An 18,208-nucleotide genomic window follows, 5' to 3' on the forward strand; every position below is an offset into this window, starting at 1 on the left:
AATCCCTCTGTCCAATCTTGCTTGAGCGTTTTTTCGTTTGAACTATTTTCAAAGCGGAACGCTTTGGGATCTCCAATCCCTCCGGCCAATCTCGCTTGAGCGTTTTTTCTTTTGAACTGCCACCAAAGCGGTGCTCTGAAGGGTTTTAGCTAAACCTATCTCAGGTAGTTCCGTTTTCATACATAATTCTTGGAAGCTTCAAAAAATGTGCACAGACCTGTCGAAAGAAGCTATGACTTCAGTTCTATGTTAGGAGAATCATCAATTTATGGAAAGAATAGGTTTTCAAGATCCATAAGTAGGGCCTCTTAGGAAAAATTCATGAATATCTGCAACTCGATTCGAAACTTAGAGAAAGACCACAAAGTCACTTTTTAAGTTTTATTAGATAAAGGCTACCCTAAAAGCAGTAGGGTGATATCATTATTCGATTGAATTTGAGAGAGTACGGAAATATTTTTTAGAAAATTAGGCTCAAATACATTAAATTGTGATATGAAAACGATATCAGCACCGTGTTGGCATGATCTTCCTAAACAGCCTCAACTGTTTGTTTCTTCTTGGAATGTGAATAAATTGCTGTATGGAGCTTTGGTTTTATTTATACTTGAATCCGTTTATTTTTATGTAAGTCTGGCCTCTGCCATTGGTGGTTCAGATATTATTTTAATATTATTTTGGGCATCTTGTCTTTTGTTTTCTTTTTCCCATGTTTTTATGGTAATGATGGATGCATGGTCGCGCTTTCAAAATTATAAGCGTGTTAAAGACCATTTATTCCAACATGGTTTTAGTACCCAAATAGCAAAACATTACGGCGGCAGTAAATGTCAACGGATGGCCCTATTGGCAGCTGCAAAGGAATTGGGTATGGCTAAAAAAGTGAAAGATTATTACGATAATATCGGGATTAAATGGTATTATTTTGTGCCGGAGTTCATGATCCGGGACCCGTTATTTCCTTTCAGAAAACATTTTTGGTCACGTACATTTATGGAGAAATACTACAAACCTAAATTTGATTATCGACTGTATCAAAAATTGCACATGGAAACCGAAAGGACTCAAATAAATCAAAACGTTCAAATCTGAATTTCATCTCCTCTGTAAAGCTTCCTAATTAGCCATCTCATTATTTTAGACAAGACCGAGAACATTCCTAGCAAGAATCAATTATTTAGCAGGCTAACGCCTTTAGATTACACTTTCATATAACAAGAATTACTGAATTATGATAGTAAAATTTCTTTTAAACAGCTCTGAATTAGAATATTCAAATGAGCTCTGGTCAATTTGCTCAGTACGTCTCAAAGTCCAATTCTAACGTGCACATTTTTATGTATGTCAATTCAGATCGTAGGTCATGGAATGCGATAGATTTTTATTTATTGGTAGTTCCAGTGGTTTTTAATTCACAAGTTCCAGTAGTGCAATTTCCTCCGGCACAAGCAAGTCCAAATAGGCCCATTATTGCTGGCCAGGTTCCGAGTGCGATACCAATCCACTCGCCCTCGGAAGCACTTTGTAAAATTACCCATATTCCGATGAGTAAATAGGCTGCTCGCATCCAAGTCCAATTATTGAAAATTCTGTTTAGCATATCCTATTCAAATTTCAGTATTGAGGGAAGACCAACTTCCACCGTTGTAAACCTGAGAAAACCTTTTTGATTTTAACAGATTTTTTGCTGAAGCGCTTCTCATTCCTGAGGCACAGCAGGTAATTACCGGATTCTCTTTATTTTTGAGTAAACTAACATTCGAACTTAGTGCTTGCAAAGGAATGTTTTTTGAACCTTTGATGTGACCACTTGCAAATTCCGACTTACTTCTTACGTCTACGATTACACCACCTTCTTTTAATAGTTGCTTATAGTTTGGCGCTGGTTTTATTCCTAAGAAGGCTTTAAGTTTTGTAATCATATCAAGTGTTTTGTGCGGTTAAATAGTTTACGTCCATCCATGAGCCTCCGTTAAGACAGTTGAGACCCTGGCGGCTTAAAAAAGCCTCTGCTTGGCCACTTCTATATCCAGAAGCGCAGCATAGAATTAATGGGGATTTCATTTTTTTAAGGTCATCCATTCGATGTGGGATGTCATGTAGTGGGATATTCATAGCTCCAAAAACACTACCTCCCATAAACTCCAAGGGGGAACGCACTTCTATAACAGTCCCTTCACAGCTTTTAATTAGGTCTTCTGTATTCATAATGGGTTTTTTGTTAATTCTATTTGAAAGCCGTTAGGATTACCTACTGACTTACCATTGCAAACTTAATACTATAATGCTCTGTCCATAGTTACTTTTGTTACATAGGACCCTGACATAAATTTTGAAAGGTTTATTCTAAAAAATGAATGGAAAGACTTTAGACTTCATAACGGCAGAGTAAAGAAGGGTTTTAAAGTTGGTTTGTCAATTATTTCAATTTGCTTATTTTAAGATGATAGAGTGAGGTCTTGCGCATTTTAAAAAATTGTTTCAATGGCTATAAAGATGGATCTCTGATGAAATGTGAGAAATATAAGGGTTTTTGTTACCTTGAAAAATGCTGAAAACGAAAATTCCCCGTGATTTTCGTAAATCACGGGGAATACTAAATTATTAATTTGCAATAATCAGTCTATCAGAATTACAGACGGAAAACCACCTGAAATACATGTTGAAAATGATTATTGTCATATAAATGATTCTTAGCATTTGCAGCAAACTTTGCAGAAGATTGAAGACGTAAAGCTATATTTTCATTCAGCCAAAACTGAACGCCTCCTGATAAATTAGCTGAGGTGTTAGTTTCACTAATTTGAAATAATCCGACACCTCCCATAGCGTATAAATCAAGCCATTCCAAATCAAAAAGATATTCTGAAAAATACCATTTGAAATTAACATTAGTGGAGAAATAGGTAAGATCTTTACTTATCACGTTGCCATTATCTAAGGCATCACCTTTATCAAAACCATTTAGGCTCATGTCTAATTCAACCGCAAATTCTTCAGCCCATTGATGTTCGATAGCTACCGCAAGAGGGTGTTTAAAAGCATAGTCATCCAGTCTTTCAACAGGGTTTCTAGTTCCCAGGCTACCAACTGCATTAATACCTACACTAGCTTTCCAATCGCTTCTATAGCTATTAAATCGTTGTGCGTGAACCGTATATCCCATAACGGATATTAGCAAACAGATAATTATCTTTTTCATAAAAAAAACTTTGTCCAAAAATACTCCTTTACTTCTAAATTACAAAGCTTATTTGTTAAGTTTTTTAAGTTTTCGTTAAAAGAAATTTGTTTTTTAAAATGTGAGTTCTATAGCTTTTATTATGTAGCAATAAGTTTAATCGAAGATTTATGTTTATTGAGGTGTGAATTAACGAAGAAATTATAAACCCTAATTTGTGGTGCTTTAATTTGAAAATATAATAACGCTTTAATATGAGTGAATAGATGGACGACTTATATGGCACTAGTTCTTTAAAAAATATACTGGACATCTCCATAAAGGATTGAAAATGTTTTTCCTCAGATAAATTTTTAATCAGATGAGGTTTTGTCATTAGGTTTAATGCCAAACAGTCATAAATGGTCTTTAACCCAAAGTATCCATAAAGGTGCGCTTTATCATTAATTTGAAATGCTAAGATGCTGATTTTAATTGAGTCTTCTATCGATGGAATAGAGATCGCGTTAATAATGCGCTTGTTTTTTAATATCTCTTCATTAGTAATAAGATGTCTGTGTTCATGACGTAAGATTTCGCTATGAATTTCAATGGCACCATATTTTTCTTTTGAGATTTGTCTTGGCAGGTGCCGACGGTTCTTGAACTCAATGATGGTGTTAACGGTGTCTGTATATCCATGGTTTATCAGAATTTCAAAAGCAGCATGAAGTTGATTTTTTGCCACTAGGATGTCAATATCTCCAATCATCCGTTCAGCGTTATCATTATAAGTTTGTGCCGCTAATAAGGCTATTCCTTTAATAAATACATGGTTGATGTGTGCCTCTTGGAAAATTCTAGATATTTCTTGTGCTTCCGATAATAAGGTCTCATTTCTACCCCGATTGATATTTGTGATTTCTTTTAGATAAATATTAAGGTCCGTAGGAATAAGTTCTGATAGTCCTTTATCCTTTAGCTTACAGTAAATTGCAGGAAGCATTAAATGTTTGCTCCCTATGACAACGACAGCGTCCCAATCAATAATATTATGTTTAAGGTGTTTTGAAAGCAGTTCTTGATTATTGTTGCAGCTCAAGATATCTGCAATCAATTGCATGGTAGTGTATGTGGAGGTTTTTTTCAATGCTTTATTTATTAGGATAACTCCAAATGTAATAAATCAGCAAGAAAATTAAGAATGGAACAACCTTTTAAATTGGGATACCGCAATTGTATTATCTGAATAGTTTAATTCGAAACATTTAAGTTCCTTAATCCACTCTAAAAAAAGTTCTGCATTGGATGCTAAGGGTGACAACCACGATTCGGGTATCAATGTTTCTAGAATCTTTTCCGTATTGACTTGTTGTAATGTTGATGCGACAGTGGGATCATATTTTACATATACAATTTTCTGACATGGCACATGGGAAATGCCTTGGCCAAAACTTTTGATTGGCGGAATGTATTTAATATTTACTTTTTTAGAGGTGCTTGCATATAATGGAAATTGATCAAAATCCACAAAAAAAGGTCTAAGCACATTAAATGCCCCTTTTTTTACTGAAATCCCTGAAGGGAACCGATACAGCTTTCTATCTTCTGCCAATAAGGGCGTGAAATCGTCTGCCAATACATCATAGCCATGAGCCATTAACACAGCCGATAAAGTGCTTTTTCCGTTTCCAGAATCTCCTATGATCATAATGGCCTCGTTACCGTTGGTTACAGTGGAGGCATGAAAGGTTGCAATCCAATCGGATTCATTTTTATCGTATAATGTATTTATGAGCTGTAAAGCAAATTGACCTTGTAATAAATGGTAGTCTGTTTTGGCATAATGACCAATATAGTTGCCATTCTTGAATAGATATAAGGCATCATCTTTCTTAAAAATAGCAAATAAAGCTGATGTTAAATGGTCTTGCGCAACGTTGGTGTGTGCAAATAATGGGTGAATTAGATTTTTAATTGCTAAAGAATCGTAATAGACTGTAATAATCGAGTTACCAAAGCAATAAGTTTCGCTAAAATCAGTGTTTTTTATTAATCGAATACTTGATGTATCTAAATGCGATGTTGTCGAAAAAGAATTAGCTGATTTAAGAAATTCAGTTAGTTCATAATAGAAGGCTTTTGATTTTTCTTCTGGGAGGTTTAGCGAATCTTTTAGATGTTTATAAAACTCAAATTTGTTATTAGAATCTAGATAAAGATCTAAAATGGCCTTCATATATTTAGAAAGAATAATATATTGATTAGAAGCCTCAAACCACAAAACGCAACTGTCAGATAGTTGCGTAAAATATTTAGGAGAAACGATGTTTTTCAAACTGAAAACATTATTCAAATGGGTTACCACTCGGATCTGGTGGTGGTGAACTAGCATGCGCTTTTTTAGGATTTAATATCAAAAAAGTTCCCACTGCAGTAAGTGCAGCATATTTACCCATACGAGTTAACGCCTCTTTTCTCGTAATTTCGTTTTTTAAATTTTTCTTCTCCATGGCACAAATATAGACAACCTTTTAATAATAAAAAAAAAAAAAACAAAAATCCGACCTTGTTGAAGATTTTGTGGTTGAATTGTATTTTTCAGTCTAATTAGTTTTGTTTTCTAGTGTTTAGAGAGCCCTATTCTAAAAAAGAATGAGAGTATTTTAGAAATGCCATGCTCGGAATGTTTTCAATAACATTAAAAAATTAGAAGACGATACAATGATTACCTTTGATGGATGATACCCTTGAAGTCCTGAGTTTGTAAGCTAGAATTCCTCTCGTGATTTTTAGATAGCAAAGCTCGGCGGCCCAGACATCAATTCAATAGAATTATCTTGATTTTCTCTAACGTACCAGTCCTCAATTTCACAATATACATCCCATTACTCAAAACAGATACATCCACTTGGTTGTTAGTGGTATTCGCATCAAGTTGAGTGCTGATAAGTAGGCGTTCTTGTAAATCAAAAACAGTGACTACGGTGTTTTGTTTAATTGCCCCTTTGATATAAAGGTTGTGACCATCATTAGTGGTGAAAATTCTTATGTCGTCGGCTCCGTTGCTTCCGTAAGATAGCGTTGATTTGATAACATGTAAAAAGAAGCGTCCCGTTCCTGAAATATTTGAATCAAGGTAAATGGTATAGTCATCGGTGTTTAATAAGGTAAAGCTATGCGTTAATTTATCTTCCAAATACAGGTGAGTTTCCTCAGGGAGTAAGGACTCCGTAACGCGGACCGTTAGTCGTTCTCCTGCAGGGGCGTTGATGCCTATAGGAACAATAAGGTCATCTGAAAGATCCGCATAAGAAAGTGATTGAATGGCCATGTCCGTTGTGGTGCTATGATCTGTCAAATGTGAATAAATGGCAAACCCTGGCGCTTTGCCTTCATAAATACCAGCATCATAACCTGGATCTAATCCTGGTGTAGAGTAGTCATTAAAATAAAAATCGGTGTTATAGTTTGAGATCCCATTGGTGAGGTTGAGTCTTAAAAATCCGACGTGTTTGTCTATTTTGTTTTTAATAACACTAAAGTTATTGGAGCTTCCAACGCTACGCATCTTAGGCGTAAAGGTCACGTCGCCTCCATCTGTTTTGGAAGCTACCAAAAAGCCTTCACCTGGCATTAGTTTAGACTTCGGATGTAAGGTAAGATATGCTAAGTTCCGGATGGTATATTCATTGGAGGAGGCTCCGTCAAAACTATATATGCCGGCTAATTCTGGTGCGAATTGAGAATTGTTCCTAGCTAGGAATTCGGAAAGATCCATATAAGACGGATAGGGGTTGCCTATAAGATTCCATGCGGTATGGGTAGGACCAGAGTTCAGAATCTTTTTGGTAATAGTTTCTGTATTAACCACCCCATTGAATTTGAGGAGGCCGTTTTTTATGGTTGCTGTCCTGTATCCAGTTCCAGCCGTAAGTGGGGCTTTTTCAGTATTGGAATATGTGGAATAGGTGCCCTTAAGCTTGTTAAGTGGCCCAAAGAGGACTAGAGTTTTCGCGGTGTTGCTCACAATATTGGGGTTTGCAGCGCGAAACACATTAAACGGCTCCTCTGTGACAGGGGCCGAAATGAGTATATTGTGGCCTGTGGCACTCAAAGAGGTTTCAATATTGACTTGACGTTGGTATGTGGCGGTTCCTATAACAGTGTCTGTGACAATCAAGCTGGAATAGTTTTCGGAATCGGATTGTAGAACAACGTTATTAGAGGTAGTTAGATTCCCATTTACGGTAATAGCTCCGGTTTTTTGAATAATTAAGCCTGCTCCAGGTTGAACCACTAAATCTTTTGTCTGAACGTTGTTGGCCTCGGAATAAGTGCCATTTAATATCATCGCATTTTGTTCAGAGGTGTTCGCGTTTGGTGGATTTGGCGACCATTTGCCATGGCTGTAGAGCAGGCCATCGTAAGTTACCTTTCCTAATAGCTGAATACCTGTGTTGTCAAGCCCAAGTACCTTTCCCAACCCGCCTTCAATATCAAAAGTTCCTAAGGGTCCTACTAAACCACTGGTTGCAGCAAAACCATAAAGTCTAAACGTAATCGTTCCACCAGGAGCTGAGTTAAGGTTTGTTTCGACAATAGGAGATAATCCAGAATTTTTAACCTTGGAATTAGAGTAGATGTCAGACTTGAAATTATCTAAACTCGTCCTAATTCTTATTTGGGCCGGGCCATTTCCCGCAACAAATTGAGAGAATCCGTCAGGATCTCTATCAAAGTTAATTTGGAATTTATTGATATGAATGATAAAACCGTCTGCTGCTGAAATAGACCATTGGATGTAGTGGTTGGTACTCAAACTTGCGCCTGTAGACCAGTTGCCGCTGTTAAAGGTATCTCCACCTCCTACGGTGAGTCCTGGGCCTCGGGTCAAGGCTTCAGCTGATAAATTTTCAACGGTAGCCGTTTCAGGCTTTGAAGTTCCTGAAAACGCCGCAATAGTTTGCCCTGTTGTAGGAAACAGTACAAATACAGACAGGCATATCGTAAATATTATTTTCATGGATCTTTTAAAATGATTTAAGCAATCGGCTGTAAAAATATAAGGAATTTGGCAATGTTAGGTTTTAAGATTTTAATATTTTCATAATTTTATAACGAATCTTGTACGAAGGTGTAAAAATACGGTATCCTAACAAATAAAAAAATCCAAGTATTCTATCAGCAGAAAATGATGGGATTTTATCATTGGACGGAGAAAGGCAATTTCAAACTTTTAAAATTTTGTGAAAAATATTAAAAGTAAACAAGTCATTATAAATATAGAGGATTACGGGATTTTCTGAATTGCATCTTAGATGTTTAGAAATAATTTCTAACGAGTGCTCATAATAGAGAAGAAACACCTTTTAATACCAATAGTAAGGAGATAAATTGCAAAGTGAACGAAGGCCACTTTTAGGATTGGTATTAAAGGTCAATTCCACTATTTTATGAATCTTAGGAATGCCAATGCTATTCTCGGCGTGAATACTAAATAGTTCTTAGATTTCAACGGATTATGGAGTGAGTGTTGTTTTAGTAGATAACCTTATTTTGGAATATTGAGTTTTTTAGTGACACTTTCATACATTTGTGGGTCTAAATATTTTAAAAACAGACCTATGCCTTGGTACGTCCTTATTACAAAGCCTAAATATGAAATTAAAGTTGCTGAACGTTTGGAGTCTGATGGATTTGATGTCTGCTGTCCCACTCGAGTGGAGATAAGACAATGGAGCGACCGTAAAAAGAAAGTTGTTGTGCCGCTGTTGCCCTCTATGGTACTCATAAACATTCCTGAAAAAGACCGCGCAAAAGTTTTTACAGTCCCCGGAGCGGTGCGTTATCTTTTTTGGTTGGGTGAGCCTGCCGTGGTTCCTGCAAAAGAAGTGGAGGTACTCAAGGAAATTGCTACCAGAAAACAACAAGTATTGTCAACAGAAAGAATCGCGGTAGGACAGGAAATTGATTTAAAAACATATGGGTTGACCGCTAAAAAAGGTACGGTTAAATATATTTCGGGAAATCAATGTTGGGTAGTTTTACACAATCTGGGATATGTTATTAAATTAAAGATCAAATGATCAATCAGCGCGATCCTCTCGTTATTTTATCTCCGTATACATTATAGATGTTTTAAATAGCTTGGGATTAATTTTATACGTTTAGAATCAAACAGGGTTACGTTATAATGTAACTGTTGTGGGCGAAGCCGTGGCTTTTCTTGAGAATTTCAAGAGCATTTAAACGGGTCTAACGGGGAAATGTAGATTCATGTAAGATTTTAAATTATAATAATCAACCAAAATTCCAGATTTAGTTTAAGAGGTATCAAAAAAAATTGAATGGATCAAATTCAGCGGCTGTAAGGAAAAGTCAATTCTTTTCACAATCAGACACAAAAACAATAGTCAAATCTTTTGGCAACATCAAAAAATCTTAAAAATGAACCATATTAGAATTGTAAAGCCTAAATTTGAAGCTTTAAATTTTTAGGTAAATTGACAAATTAATAGATTATGAAAATAAAGAACATTTGCTGTATTGGTGCTGGATATGTAGGAGGCCCAACAATGGCCGTAATTGCCCAAAAAAATCCCGATATAAAGGTTACTGTGGTTGATATTAATGCGGCACGTATTGCAGCATGGAACGATGAAAATTTGGAGAAGTTGCCCATTTATGAACCGGGATTGGACAAGGTTGTGGCCGAAGCCAGAGGACGAAACTTGTTTTTTACTACGGAAGTAGACGCAGCCATTGAAGCTGCTGATATGATTTTTATTTCTGTGAATACGCCAACCAAAACCTACGGACAGGGGAAGGGGATGGCGGCCGATTTGAAATTTATTGAGCTCTGTGCAAGACAAATTGCGAGAGTAGCCAAAACAGATAAAATTGTTGTGGAAAAGTCTACGCTTCCGGTAAGGACGGCCCAAGCCATTAAAAGTATTCTGCATAACACGGGTAATGGTGTTCAATTTCAAATTCTATCCAATCCGGAATTCTTGGCAGAAGGCACTGCTGTGCAAGATTTAATGGCACCGGATCGTGTATTGATAGGTGGAGAACAGACCAAAGAAGGACTTGAGGCTATTCAAGCTTTAGTTAATGTTTATTCTACATGGGTGCCTGCAGAGAATATCCTTACCACCAACCTGTGGTCATCAGAATTATCAAAATTAACGGCCAATGCATTCTTGGCGCAACGGGTATCTTCTATCAATGCACTTTCGGAATTATGTGAAGTGACCGGTGCTGATGTGAATGAAGTTGCTATAGCCATTGGAAAAGACAGCAGAATCGGGCCTAAGTTTTTAAAGGCTTCGGTCGGCTTTGGTGGCTCTTGTTTCCAAAAAGACATTTTAAATCTAGTCTATATTGCTAAGTCCTATGGATTGCACGAAGTAGCGGATTATTGGGAGCAAGTCATTATCATGAATGACTATCAAAAGCGCCGTTTTGCCTCAAAAATCATTCAAACGCTTTATAATACTATTTCAGGTAAGAAAATTGCGTTTTTGGGATGGGCTTTTAAAAAGGATACCAATGATACCAGGGAATCGGCAGCCATTTATGTAGCAGATCAACTCATGGAGGAGCAGGCCAGTATTGTGGTTTATGATCCTAAAGTAACGGCGCAACAAATGCAAAGCGACCTCAATTATTTGAATACTCGCTCTGAAGACAGCAACTCCCATTATTTAACAACGGTATCCGATCCACACGAAGCGTGTAAAGATGCCCACGCCATTGCGGTGTTGACAGAGTGGGATGAATTCAAAACCTACGATTGGCAAAAAACTTATGACGCCATGAAAAAGCCGGCATTTGTATTTGACGGCCGTGGTATATTGGATAAAGAAGAATTAGAAACGATAGGATTTCAGGTGTATGCCATTGGAAAATAGACCACATCCAAAAACTGTCTTAGTCACCGGAGCGGCTGGCTTTATAGGCTTTCATGTCTCCAAGGCACTATTGGAGGCAGGGCATAGAGTTGTTGGACTTGACAATCTTAACGATTATTATGATGTCAATTTAAAATTGGCACGTTTGGCGCAATTGGGTATTGATAAAAAAGATGCGCTACAAGAGCTTAATTATATATCGAGCGCTACTTTTGGAAATCGCATGATTTTTGTAAAAATGAACCTGGAAGATCGTAATGCCTTACCAGAGCTTTTTGAAAAGCATTCTATTGATAGTGTATGCAATTTAGCGGCGCAAGCAGGAGTGCGTTATTCGTTAGAAAACCCTGAAGCCTATGCCGATAGCAATTTGACTGGGTTTTTAAATGTTTTGGAATGCTGCCGAAATTATAAGGTTCCGAAATTGGTCTATGCCAGTAGTTCTAGTATTTATGGGAATAGTGATGCGGTTCCATTTGAGGAAACTGCCAATGTCGATCATCCTGTTAGTCTTTATGCGGCTACTAAAAAAGCCAATGAGTTGATGGCACATGCCTATACGCATTTATATGGTTTCGAATCCATTGGTCTGCGATTTTTCACCGTTTACGGACCGTGGGGAAGACCTGATATGGCCATGTTTTTATTTACGGATGCCATTATCAATAACAAACCTCTCAAGGTTTTTAATAATGGAGATCTTTCGCGTGATTTTACTTATATAGATGATATTGTCGCCGGTATTATGGCAACACTTTTGGAATCTTCTAACAATAAATCGTCTTATAAACTCTATAATATTGGTAACAGTCAGCCAGTGCAACTTTTAGAGTATATTGAGGCCATAGAAAAAGCTTTGGGTAAAACTGCTCTTAAGGAGATGATGCCTATGCAGCCTGGAGATGTCAAACAAACCTTCGCAAATGTCAGCCGTCTGAAAACTGATTTTAATTACCAACCGACTACTGAAGTCAAACAAGGCATCGCTACTTTTGTGGAATGGTATCGGGAGTTTTATGGGGCATAGAGGGTAGACTGTAGAAGATAGATAGAAAATAGACTATAGAAATAGAGGCTAGAAAATAGACCATAAAATGGAGGCGTTAAATTAATTCGATAATTGATTGCGCATAACTACGGATGTGCGAATATCTGCGTAATCTGAGGGAAACACTTCAGAGTATTTCTAATTTATCCGTTGCGACCTTAACGTTTAAATCCAACCACAAAAGCGCAAAGTTCAATGCCACGACGACTAATTTAATTTTGAGAAACTAAAAATATTTAGATCAGAATAAAGCTTTCACAATGATTGAGAAATCAGGCTATTATTTAATCTTTAGATATTTCCATTCGTGCAATTAATTTTGAATTATCAACTGACGGATTTGAACCCTTATAACTTTGTTTATTCGTGGCTAGTAGTGAAATTCGTGTCTAAAAAAAATTTGGTTTCCAAAAACACAAACAAGCAAGAGCTATAATGAAAAACTTCGCCCTTATCGGTGCCTCAGGTTATATCGCACCCAGACACATGAAAGCCATTAAAGAGACTGGTAACACTTTGGTGGCTACCTTAGATCCTTATGACGGCATTGGTGTGATGGATAGTTATTTTCCTAAGGCCAGTTTTTTCACAGAATTTGAACGTTTTGATCGTTTTGTGGATAAGTGGCGCCGGGACAGTGGTAATAAAATAGATTATGTTTCTATATGTTCACCAAATTACTTGCACGATTCGCATATCCGATTTGCGTTACGGAGTGGTGCAGATGCCATCTCAGAAAAACCTTTGGTGCTCAATCCTTGGAATGTTGATCAATTGAAAGTGATTGAAAAGGAGACCGGAAAAAAAATCCATAATATCTTGCAATTGCGGTTGCATCCAACGCTTATCGCCTTAAAAGAAAGAATTACTGAGGAATTGGAAAATGATCCACATAAAGTTTATGACATTGACTTGACGTATTTGACATCAAGGGGGAAATGGTATTTTGTGTCCTGGAAAGGTAATGAGTCCAAATCAGGAGGCATTGCTTCCAATATTGGCGTGCATTTTTTTGATATGTTGAGTTGGATTTTTGGTGAGGAACAAGAAAGCACCGTTCATCTAAAAACAGCAGATACTAATGCTGGTTTTTTGAAATTAAAACATGCCAACGTCCGATGGTTCCTATCGGTGAATTATGATTATATTCCTGATACGATAAAGACTATCGGAGGAACCACCTACCGGTCCATTAAGATCAACAATGAGCAGATAGAATTTAGTGGCGGATTTACGGACCTCCATACCAAAAGTTATGAAGAGATCTTGAAAGGTAACGGCTTTGGACTCGATGAGGCTTATGCTTCCATAAATACGGTATCTGCAATTAGAAACCTTGATCCCATTGGATTGACAGGAGATTTCCATCCGTTTTGTAAATTGGTGGAATGAGTTATCAGGTATGAGTTGTCAACCCACAACAGATACTCGACAACCCATAACAGACAACAGAAAACCCACAACCTCTTAAACCCACAAGTCATAATCAAATAAACCACAAACCTAATCCCTAATCCTTCACACCGAATCCCTCACACTCCATGAGCAACTTCTTCATCCACGAATCCAGTTATATCGACAACAACGTCACCATTGGCGAAAACACTAAAATCTGGCATTTTAGTCACATTTTATCAAATACGGTAATTGGTGACAATTGTTCGTTCGGGCAAAATTGCGTGGTAGGCCCTAATGTGAGTATTGGCAATAACGTAAAGGTTCAGAACAACATTTCCATTTATGAAGGGGTAGAGGTGGAAGATGATGTGTTTATTGGGCCGTCGGTCGTATTCACCAACGTGATCAATCCGCGAAGTTTTATTATCAGAAAGCATGAATTTAAAAAAACATTATTAAAAAAGGGTGTGTCTATTGGTGCCAATGCGACTATTGTATGCGGAAATACACTCGGCCAATATGCCTTTGTTGGTGCAGGTACCGTAGTGACTAAAGATGTGCCCAATTTTGCTGTAGTAGTTGGAAATCCGTCGCGACAAATTGGTTGGGTCAGTAAGGCGGGTCATCGGTTAAAATTTAATGCGAATCATTTGGCACTATGTCCAGAAACTGGGGAGCAGTATCAGTTAAAAGATAAGATGGTCTTCGATTTATAAGAAAGGCTTCAAGAGGATTTAGTATTAAATATCAAGTACAACGAATTAAGAAGGCAAATGCAATACTCTAAACCCAATGAGAAGCTCATTAAGAGAGCCCTAAATAAAACCCAAGTTCTACGAATGAATAATCAACTGTGATTAATGAAGTAAGCTGCCTCAGGGATATATTTTCACGTGGATATTCCTTTTGCGACCTGTGCGTTGAAATCCAACCGCAAAGAGCGCAAGGTGAACGCAAGGCTGAGTTTAATATAAGTAGGTAAAATAGCTGTTGATGGACAAAAGTAAAAGAACCTATTTATTCAATTTAATACCTATAGGATCACAACAATCTGCGAAGATCTGCGCTGTTTCGGGGAAAACTTTTGAGTCATCTAAAAGTTAGGGCTCAATGATTTCCAAAGAAAACATAAAAACCCACAAAGAAGGAAGATCCTACCTTTCGCAATTAATAGGTTATTTAAGACTAGTGTCTTCAGTGTTTCATAAGGTTTCAACAATCTTCAATCAACAATCTTCAATCAAAAATCGTTAACCCTGCTCCCTCATGCCTCAAACCTCACTCCTAAAAACCGCCATCACCGCCGCCCTCGAAGCCGGAAAAGTCATCCTGGACATCTATCATTCTGAAGATTTTGAAGTGCAACTTAAAGATGACCGCACGCCATTAACAAAGGCAGATACCGCCGCCCACAACGTGATCATGTCTTATCTGAAAGCAACAAACATTCCTGTACTTTCAGAAGAAGGCAAATCCATCCCTTACAACGTGAGGAAAGATTGGAAATACCTCTGGATCGTAGATCCCATCGATGGTACCAAAGAATTCATCAAGCGCAATGGCGAGTTTACGGTCAATATTGCGTTGATCGAGAATCAAAAACCCGTATTGGGCGTTATTTTCGTTCCCGTATCTGGAGATTTGTATTTTTCCCATACAGCGTTCGGGAAAGCAAGTTCCCGTCTTGAGGACGGGCAGACAACTTCAAGTTCGATTTCATCTTCAATTTCGACTTTTGGCTCATTTAAGGTAAGAGTAGATCTCAATAATTTTAATGTGGATGATTTGATTGTTAAAGCCTTAAAACTCCCTTTACCTAGAGCAAACAAAACCTTTACCATGTTGGCCAGTCGCTCACATCCTTCTGAGGCCACAGAAACGTATATCCATAAACTTCAACAAAAACACGGTGCCGTTGAGGTTGTTTCTAAGGGTAGTTCGTTAAAATTTTGTCTGATTGCAGAAGGGCAGGCCGATTGCTATCCAAAATTTGGACCTACCATGGAATGGGATACTGCTGCAGGCCAAGCGATATGTGAGCAGGCTGATTTTGCAGTTATTAATTGGGAGACAAAAAAACCAATGCTATACAATAGAAAGCAATCCTTAAACAATTGGTTTGTTGTGCAAAAACAAAAACCTTTTTAAATGGGATATTCTCATTATTGTTGTAATTTTGCGGACTTTTAAAACGTTTTCTTGACGATAAGGTTTTTATGTTAAATAGTTGATTTTCATTACATTAAAATTATTTGGTGTGACTGTTAGGGGCGAAGCCGTGTTTCACTGTCAGTTTTTAAAGTCCTGATTAATTGAGATATAGGACTACATCTTGTTGAAGTTCGTAGCAAATTGAAAATTATTCAATCACGAAAATTGTGAGAACATGAGTGTAGTATGATATCAGAATTGTATTTTCATAAAGAGAAATGTCAGTCAAACTATTAGTGATATGATGAGTATAAGAGTTGTAGGTTCAGAATATGCGGATAATTTCTATAATGATTTTCTGGGTTTTGTTTACAAAGTGGACCATCTTTTCGAGCCGCCATTAAGTGAGAGAGTTGTACTTGAAGATTATGCGAAGAAGTTATATGAAGAAGCTCATGTTTTTGTTGTGTTTGAGAATGACGAAATACAAGCAGCCAGCGCTTTCTATTGCACTCCAGAAAAATTTGATTTTGGCTTTTTAAGTTTTGTTGCTTCTTTAAAGAAAGGATTAGGGAGTAAAGTGATTGAAGAAATGATTTCTCATTGTAAGAAGATGAAAATGAAAGGAATTGAAACTCAAACTTGGGAGACAAATTATAATTCATTAACAATGTTTAAGCGGTATGGATTTTTAGAAGTTGAAAAGGTTAAAAATAGAGATTCTAATATTGAAAGTATTATTCTTAAATTGATATTTAATGATTGAGTTAAATACATATATTAGAGAGATATCAATGAGTACAATGTTATTAGATGAGAATCTTAATAATAGTTTTGTTTCAGGTAATAAAATCAGAAAACTAAAAGGAATTTTAAGTGTAAAAGACAATCTGCAAGGTCTTCTAACTTTTGGTGCACCATACTCTAGTCATTGTTTGGCTACAGCATATTATGGAAAGTTACTACAGGTACCAGTTAAGTTAATTATTTTGACAGATACTAAAGTAGAAAGTCATGATTATCCACATTTAAAACTATCTGAGCGATTGGGTGCGGATTTAATTTATTGCACTAAGCAAATGGCGTATCAATTTATTGAAGAAAAACGAAAAGAATATAATACTTTTTATTGGATACCCGGAGGAGGGCACACAATGGAAGCTGCTAAACAATATGAATATCTATTCGAAGATCTCTTTAAAAAAAATAGTGAACTTAGAAGCAAAGTAAAACATATTATTTTGCCTTTTGGAACTGGTACAACCGCTTTAGGGATCTATCGAGGACTTTTAAATGCTAGTTGCGATGTTGAAGTAATAGGAGTATCGGTATCACGAAATAAAGGTGCATGCGAAAAAGCACTTAAAGAACTTGATGGAGGTGTTGATTATAGCCAGTTGCGCATAATTGATGATTATGCAGGCAAGTATGAGTATAGAACTGAAGCTACCGAAGAGGCTCGGAAAAAGTTTTTTGTTAATACAGGAGTTTTAGTTGATCCAATATATAATGCAAAGTCTATAGAGTGCTTTTACAGGCACAACTTGAAAAACACATTAATAATTAATACAGGAGGTATGTTAAATAATTTTTTATGAATATTTTATTTACAAATGCAGGTAGAAGAACTTATTTAATTGAGTATGCATTAGAATTAATTGAAGAAGGTTATAATTTCAACCTTTTTGTTTCTGATACTTCTATTGATACAGCTGCTATGCATGTAGATCCAAGGGTTCGTGGTATACTAACGCCAAGGGTGTCAGGGAACGAGGAAAATTATTGTAAAGTTCTATTAAGTGCTTGTAAAGAGCACGAAATTGATGTTTTAGTTCCTCTAATGGATTTCGAACTTCCCATATTGGCTTCAAAAAAGAAGTTGTTTGAAGCAATAGGTGTTAAACTCTGGGTCTCAAATGAGAATACCATTTCAAACTGCTTAGATAAAATACAAAATTATCAATTTTGCATTCAACACAATATACGAATGCCTAAATCATACTTCACTTTAGAGGGGGTTAAGCCTCCATATGTAAAAAAACAAATTCTAGGTAGTGGCAGTGTGGGTTTGGAAATAGTAATGGAGGGTCGTGCTTCATCCTTTATTCCCGGTATTGATATGCTTCAAGAATTTGTTGAAGGTAAAGAATACGGCATGGATATAATGAATGATTATAATGGAAATTATGTTCACTCATGCGTAAGAGAAAAGCTTGGTATGCGTGCTGGAGAAACAGATAAGGCGAGAACTTTTGAGTCCGCAAAGTTAGTTGATTTAGCAAAAAACATAAGTCAGGCTTTTAAGCACGTGGGAAACATGGATATTGATTTTCTAGAAAATGAGGCAGGGGAAATTTACTTTATTGACTTTAATCCTCGTTTTGGAGGAGGTTATCCATTTACACATTTATCCGGAGTTAATTATTTGAAATTCATAATTGAAAGCTCCTTAGGTAGTAATAAATATATTCCAGAATTCAAAAAAAGTATAACAGGATTTAAAGGATTAAAATTATTTTTTAAAGAAAACTAATA

Annotated in this window: 18 protein-coding genes; 10 read left to right on the forward strand and 8 right to left on the reverse strand. The window is 36.7% G+C overall.

All coding sequences use genetic code 11. The features are described from left to right. Positions 1-495: 495 nt before the first annotated feature. Entirely contained in the window at positions 496-1,092 is a 597-nt protein-coding gene (locus G525_RS19920; RefSeq protein WP_035478702.1) for a hypothetical protein, read from the forward strand. 289 nt (positions 1,093-1,381) lie between these two features. Here G525_RS19920 and G525_RS0100015 read toward each other — a convergent pair whose 3' ends face one another. The 8 genes from G525_RS0100015 to G525_RS0100055 all read right to left on the reverse strand — a co-directional run bounded on the left by G525_RS0100015 (position 1,382) and on the right by G525_RS0100055 (position 8,186). Then, a complete protein-coding gene (locus G525_RS0100015) occupies positions 1,382-1,600 on the reverse strand; it encodes a hypothetical protein (protein ID WP_027124296.1) in 219 nt (72 codons plus the stop codon). Positions 1,601-1,607: 7 nt separating this feature from the next. After that, complete coding sequence (locus tag G525_RS0100020) at positions 1,608-1,922, reverse strand: rhodanese-like domain-containing protein (RefSeq protein WP_027124297.1); 315 nt, start codon at positions 1,920-1,922, stop codon at positions 1,608-1,610. A gap of 1 nt (position 1,923) precedes the next feature. After that, positions 1,924-2,208, reverse strand: coding sequence for a rhodanese-like domain-containing protein (locus tag G525_RS0100025; RefSeq protein ID WP_027124298.1), 285 nt, complete (start codon positions 2,206-2,208; stop codon positions 1,924-1,926). A 424-nt stretch (positions 2,209-2,632) separates the two neighbouring features. After that, complete coding sequence (locus tag G525_RS0100030; protein ID WP_157491836.1) at positions 2,633-3,202, reverse strand: porin family protein; 570 nt, start codon at positions 3,200-3,202, stop codon at positions 2,633-2,635. Positions 3,203-3,266: 64 nt separating this feature from the next. Further along, complete coding sequence (locus G525_RS0100035) at positions 3,267-4,310, reverse strand: nucleotidyltransferase family protein (RefSeq protein ID WP_157491837.1); 1,044 nt, start codon at positions 4,308-4,310, stop codon at positions 3,267-3,269. A gap of 48 nt (positions 4,311-4,358) precedes the next feature. Beyond that, positions 4,359-5,399 (reverse strand): phosphoenolpyruvate carboxykinase (ATP), encoded by a 1,041-nt coding sequence (locus G525_RS0100045; RefSeq protein WP_027124301.1) that lies wholly within the window; start codon positions 5,397-5,399, stop codon positions 4,359-4,361. Between the two features lie 109 nt (positions 5,400-5,508). After that, entirely contained in the window at positions 5,509-5,673 is a 165-nt protein-coding gene (locus G525_RS22350; RefSeq protein ID WP_169514415.1) for a hypothetical protein, read from the reverse strand. A gap of 308 nt (positions 5,674-5,981) precedes the next feature. After that, positions 5,982-8,186 carry a T9SS type A sorting domain-containing protein gene (locus G525_RS0100055; protein WP_027124302.1) on the reverse strand — a complete coding sequence of 735 codons (2,205 nt, stop codon included), beginning with the start codon at positions 8,184-8,186 and terminating at the stop codon, positions 5,982-5,984. A 601-nt stretch (positions 8,187-8,787) separates the two neighbouring features. On the opposite strand from G525_RS0100055, the gene G525_RS0100060 reads away from it, so the two are divergent. From G525_RS0100060 to G525_RS21530, 9 genes are all read left to right on the forward strand, one after another. Next, a complete protein-coding gene (locus G525_RS0100060) occupies positions 8,788-9,249 on the forward strand; it encodes a transcription termination/antitermination NusG family protein (RefSeq protein ID WP_027124303.1) in 462 nt (153 codons plus the stop codon). Between the two features lie 435 nt (positions 9,250-9,684). Next, positions 9,685-11,076 (forward strand): UDP-glucose 6-dehydrogenase, encoded by a 1,392-nt coding sequence (locus tag G525_RS0100065; RefSeq protein WP_027124304.1) that lies wholly within the window; start codon positions 9,685-9,687, stop codon positions 11,074-11,076. Further along, entirely contained in the window at positions 11,060-12,103 is a 1,044-nt protein-coding gene (locus G525_RS0100070; protein WP_027124305.1) for an NAD-dependent epimerase, read from the forward strand. The genes G525_RS0100065 and G525_RS0100070 overlap by 17 nt, the downstream gene beginning before the upstream one ends. Positions 12,104-12,559: 456 nt before the next feature. After that, a complete protein-coding gene (locus G525_RS0100075) occupies positions 12,560-13,516 on the forward strand; it encodes a Gfo/Idh/MocA family oxidoreductase (protein WP_027124306.1) in 957 nt (318 codons plus the stop codon). 149 nt (positions 13,517-13,665) lie between these two features. After that, positions 13,666-14,238 carry an acyltransferase gene (locus G525_RS0100080; RefSeq protein WP_027124307.1) on the forward strand — a complete coding sequence of 191 codons (573 nt, stop codon included), beginning with the start codon at positions 13,666-13,668 and terminating at the stop codon, positions 14,236-14,238. Between the two features lie 550 nt (positions 14,239-14,788). Further along, positions 14,789-15,670 carry a 3'(2'),5'-bisphosphate nucleotidase CysQ family protein gene (locus G525_RS0100085; RefSeq protein WP_027124308.1) on the forward strand — a complete coding sequence of 294 codons (882 nt, stop codon included), beginning with the start codon at positions 14,789-14,791 and terminating at the stop codon, positions 15,668-15,670. A gap of 304 nt (positions 15,671-15,974) precedes the next feature. After that, the gene (locus tag G525_RS0100090; protein ID WP_027124309.1) at positions 15,975-16,439 is read left to right on the forward strand and encodes a GNAT family N-acetyltransferase; all 465 of its coding nucleotides are present in this window, start codon (positions 15,975-15,977) and stop codon (positions 16,437-16,439) included. Next, on the forward strand, positions 16,432-17,271 hold the full coding sequence (locus G525_RS0100095) for a pyridoxal-phosphate dependent enzyme (RefSeq protein ID WP_027124310.1): 840 nt from the start codon (positions 16,432-16,434) through the stop codon (positions 17,269-17,271). Before G525_RS0100090 ends, G525_RS0100095 begins: the two co-directional genes overlap by 8 nt. Continuing rightward, positions 17,268-18,206 carry an ATP-grasp domain-containing protein gene (locus G525_RS21530; protein ID WP_027124311.1) on the forward strand — a complete coding sequence of 313 codons (939 nt, stop codon included), beginning with the start codon at positions 17,268-17,270 and terminating at the stop codon, positions 18,204-18,206. The genes G525_RS0100095 and G525_RS21530 overlap by 4 nt, the downstream gene beginning before the upstream one ends. Positions 18,207-18,208: the final 2 nt, after the last annotated feature.

This window comes from Gelidibacter mesophilus DSM 14095 (assembly GCF_000423005.1).
GTDB lineage: Bacteria > Bacteroidota > Bacteroidia > Flavobacteriales > Flavobacteriaceae > Gelidibacter > Gelidibacter mesophilus.

What these genes read in the sequence shown, in the direction of transcription:
- G525_RS19920 (WP_035478702.1), top strand. Translation starts at nt 496, where the DNA reads ATGAAAACGATATCAGCACCGTGTTGGCATGATCTTCCTAAACAGCCT.
- G525_RS0100015 (WP_027124296.1), bottom strand. Translation starts at nt 1,600, where the DNA reads ATGCTAAACAGAATTTTCAATAATTGGACTTGGATGCGAGCAGCCTAT.
- G525_RS0100020 (WP_027124297.1), bottom strand. Translation starts at nt 1,922, where the DNA reads ATGATTACAAAACTTAAAGCCTTCTTAGGAATAAAACCAGCGCCAAAC.
- G525_RS0100025 (WP_027124298.1), bottom strand. Translation starts at nt 2,208, where the DNA reads ATGAATACAGAAGACCTAATTAAAAGCTGTGAAGGGACTGTTATAGAA.
- G525_RS0100030 (WP_157491836.1), bottom strand. Translation starts at nt 3,202, where the DNA reads ATGAAAAAGATAATTATCTGTTTGCTAATATCCGTTATGGGATATACG.
- G525_RS0100045 (WP_027124301.1), bottom strand. Translation starts at nt 5,399, where the DNA reads ATGAAGGCCATTTTAGATCTTTATCTAGATTCTAATAACAAATTTGAG.
- G525_RS22350 (WP_169514415.1), bottom strand. Translation starts at nt 5,673, where the DNA reads ATGGAGAAGAAAAATTTAAAAAACGAAATTACGAGAAAAGAGGCGTTA.
- G525_RS0100055 (WP_027124302.1), bottom strand. Translation starts at nt 8,186, where the DNA reads ATGAAAATAATATTTACGATATGCCTGTCTGTATTTGTACTGTTTCCT.
- G525_RS0100060 (WP_027124303.1), top strand. Translation starts at nt 8,788, where the DNA reads ATGCCTTGGTACGTCCTTATTACAAAGCCTAAATATGAAATTAAAGTT.
- G525_RS0100065 (WP_027124304.1), top strand. Translation starts at nt 9,685, where the DNA reads ATGAAAATAAAGAACATTTGCTGTATTGGTGCTGGATATGTAGGAGGC.
- G525_RS0100070 (WP_027124305.1), top strand. Translation starts at nt 11,060, where the DNA reads ATGCCATTGGAAAATAGACCACATCCAAAAACTGTCTTAGTCACCGGA.
- G525_RS0100075 (WP_027124306.1), top strand. Translation starts at nt 12,560, where the DNA reads ATGAAAAACTTCGCCCTTATCGGTGCCTCAGGTTATATCGCACCCAGA.
- G525_RS0100080 (WP_027124307.1), top strand. Translation starts at nt 13,666, where the DNA reads ATGAGCAACTTCTTCATCCACGAATCCAGTTATATCGACAACAACGTC.
- G525_RS0100085 (WP_027124308.1), top strand. Translation starts at nt 14,789, where the DNA reads ATGCCTCAAACCTCACTCCTAAAAACCGCCATCACCGCCGCCCTCGAA.
- G525_RS0100090 (WP_027124309.1), top strand. Translation starts at nt 15,975, where the DNA reads ATGATGAGTATAAGAGTTGTAGGTTCAGAATATGCGGATAATTTCTAT.
- G525_RS0100095 (WP_027124310.1), top strand. Translation starts at nt 16,432, where the DNA reads ATGATTGAGTTAAATACATATATTAGAGAGATATCAATGAGTACAATG.
- G525_RS21530 (WP_027124311.1), top strand. Translation starts at nt 17,268, where the DNA reads ATGAATATTTTATTTACAAATGCAGGTAGAAGAACTTATTTAATTGAG.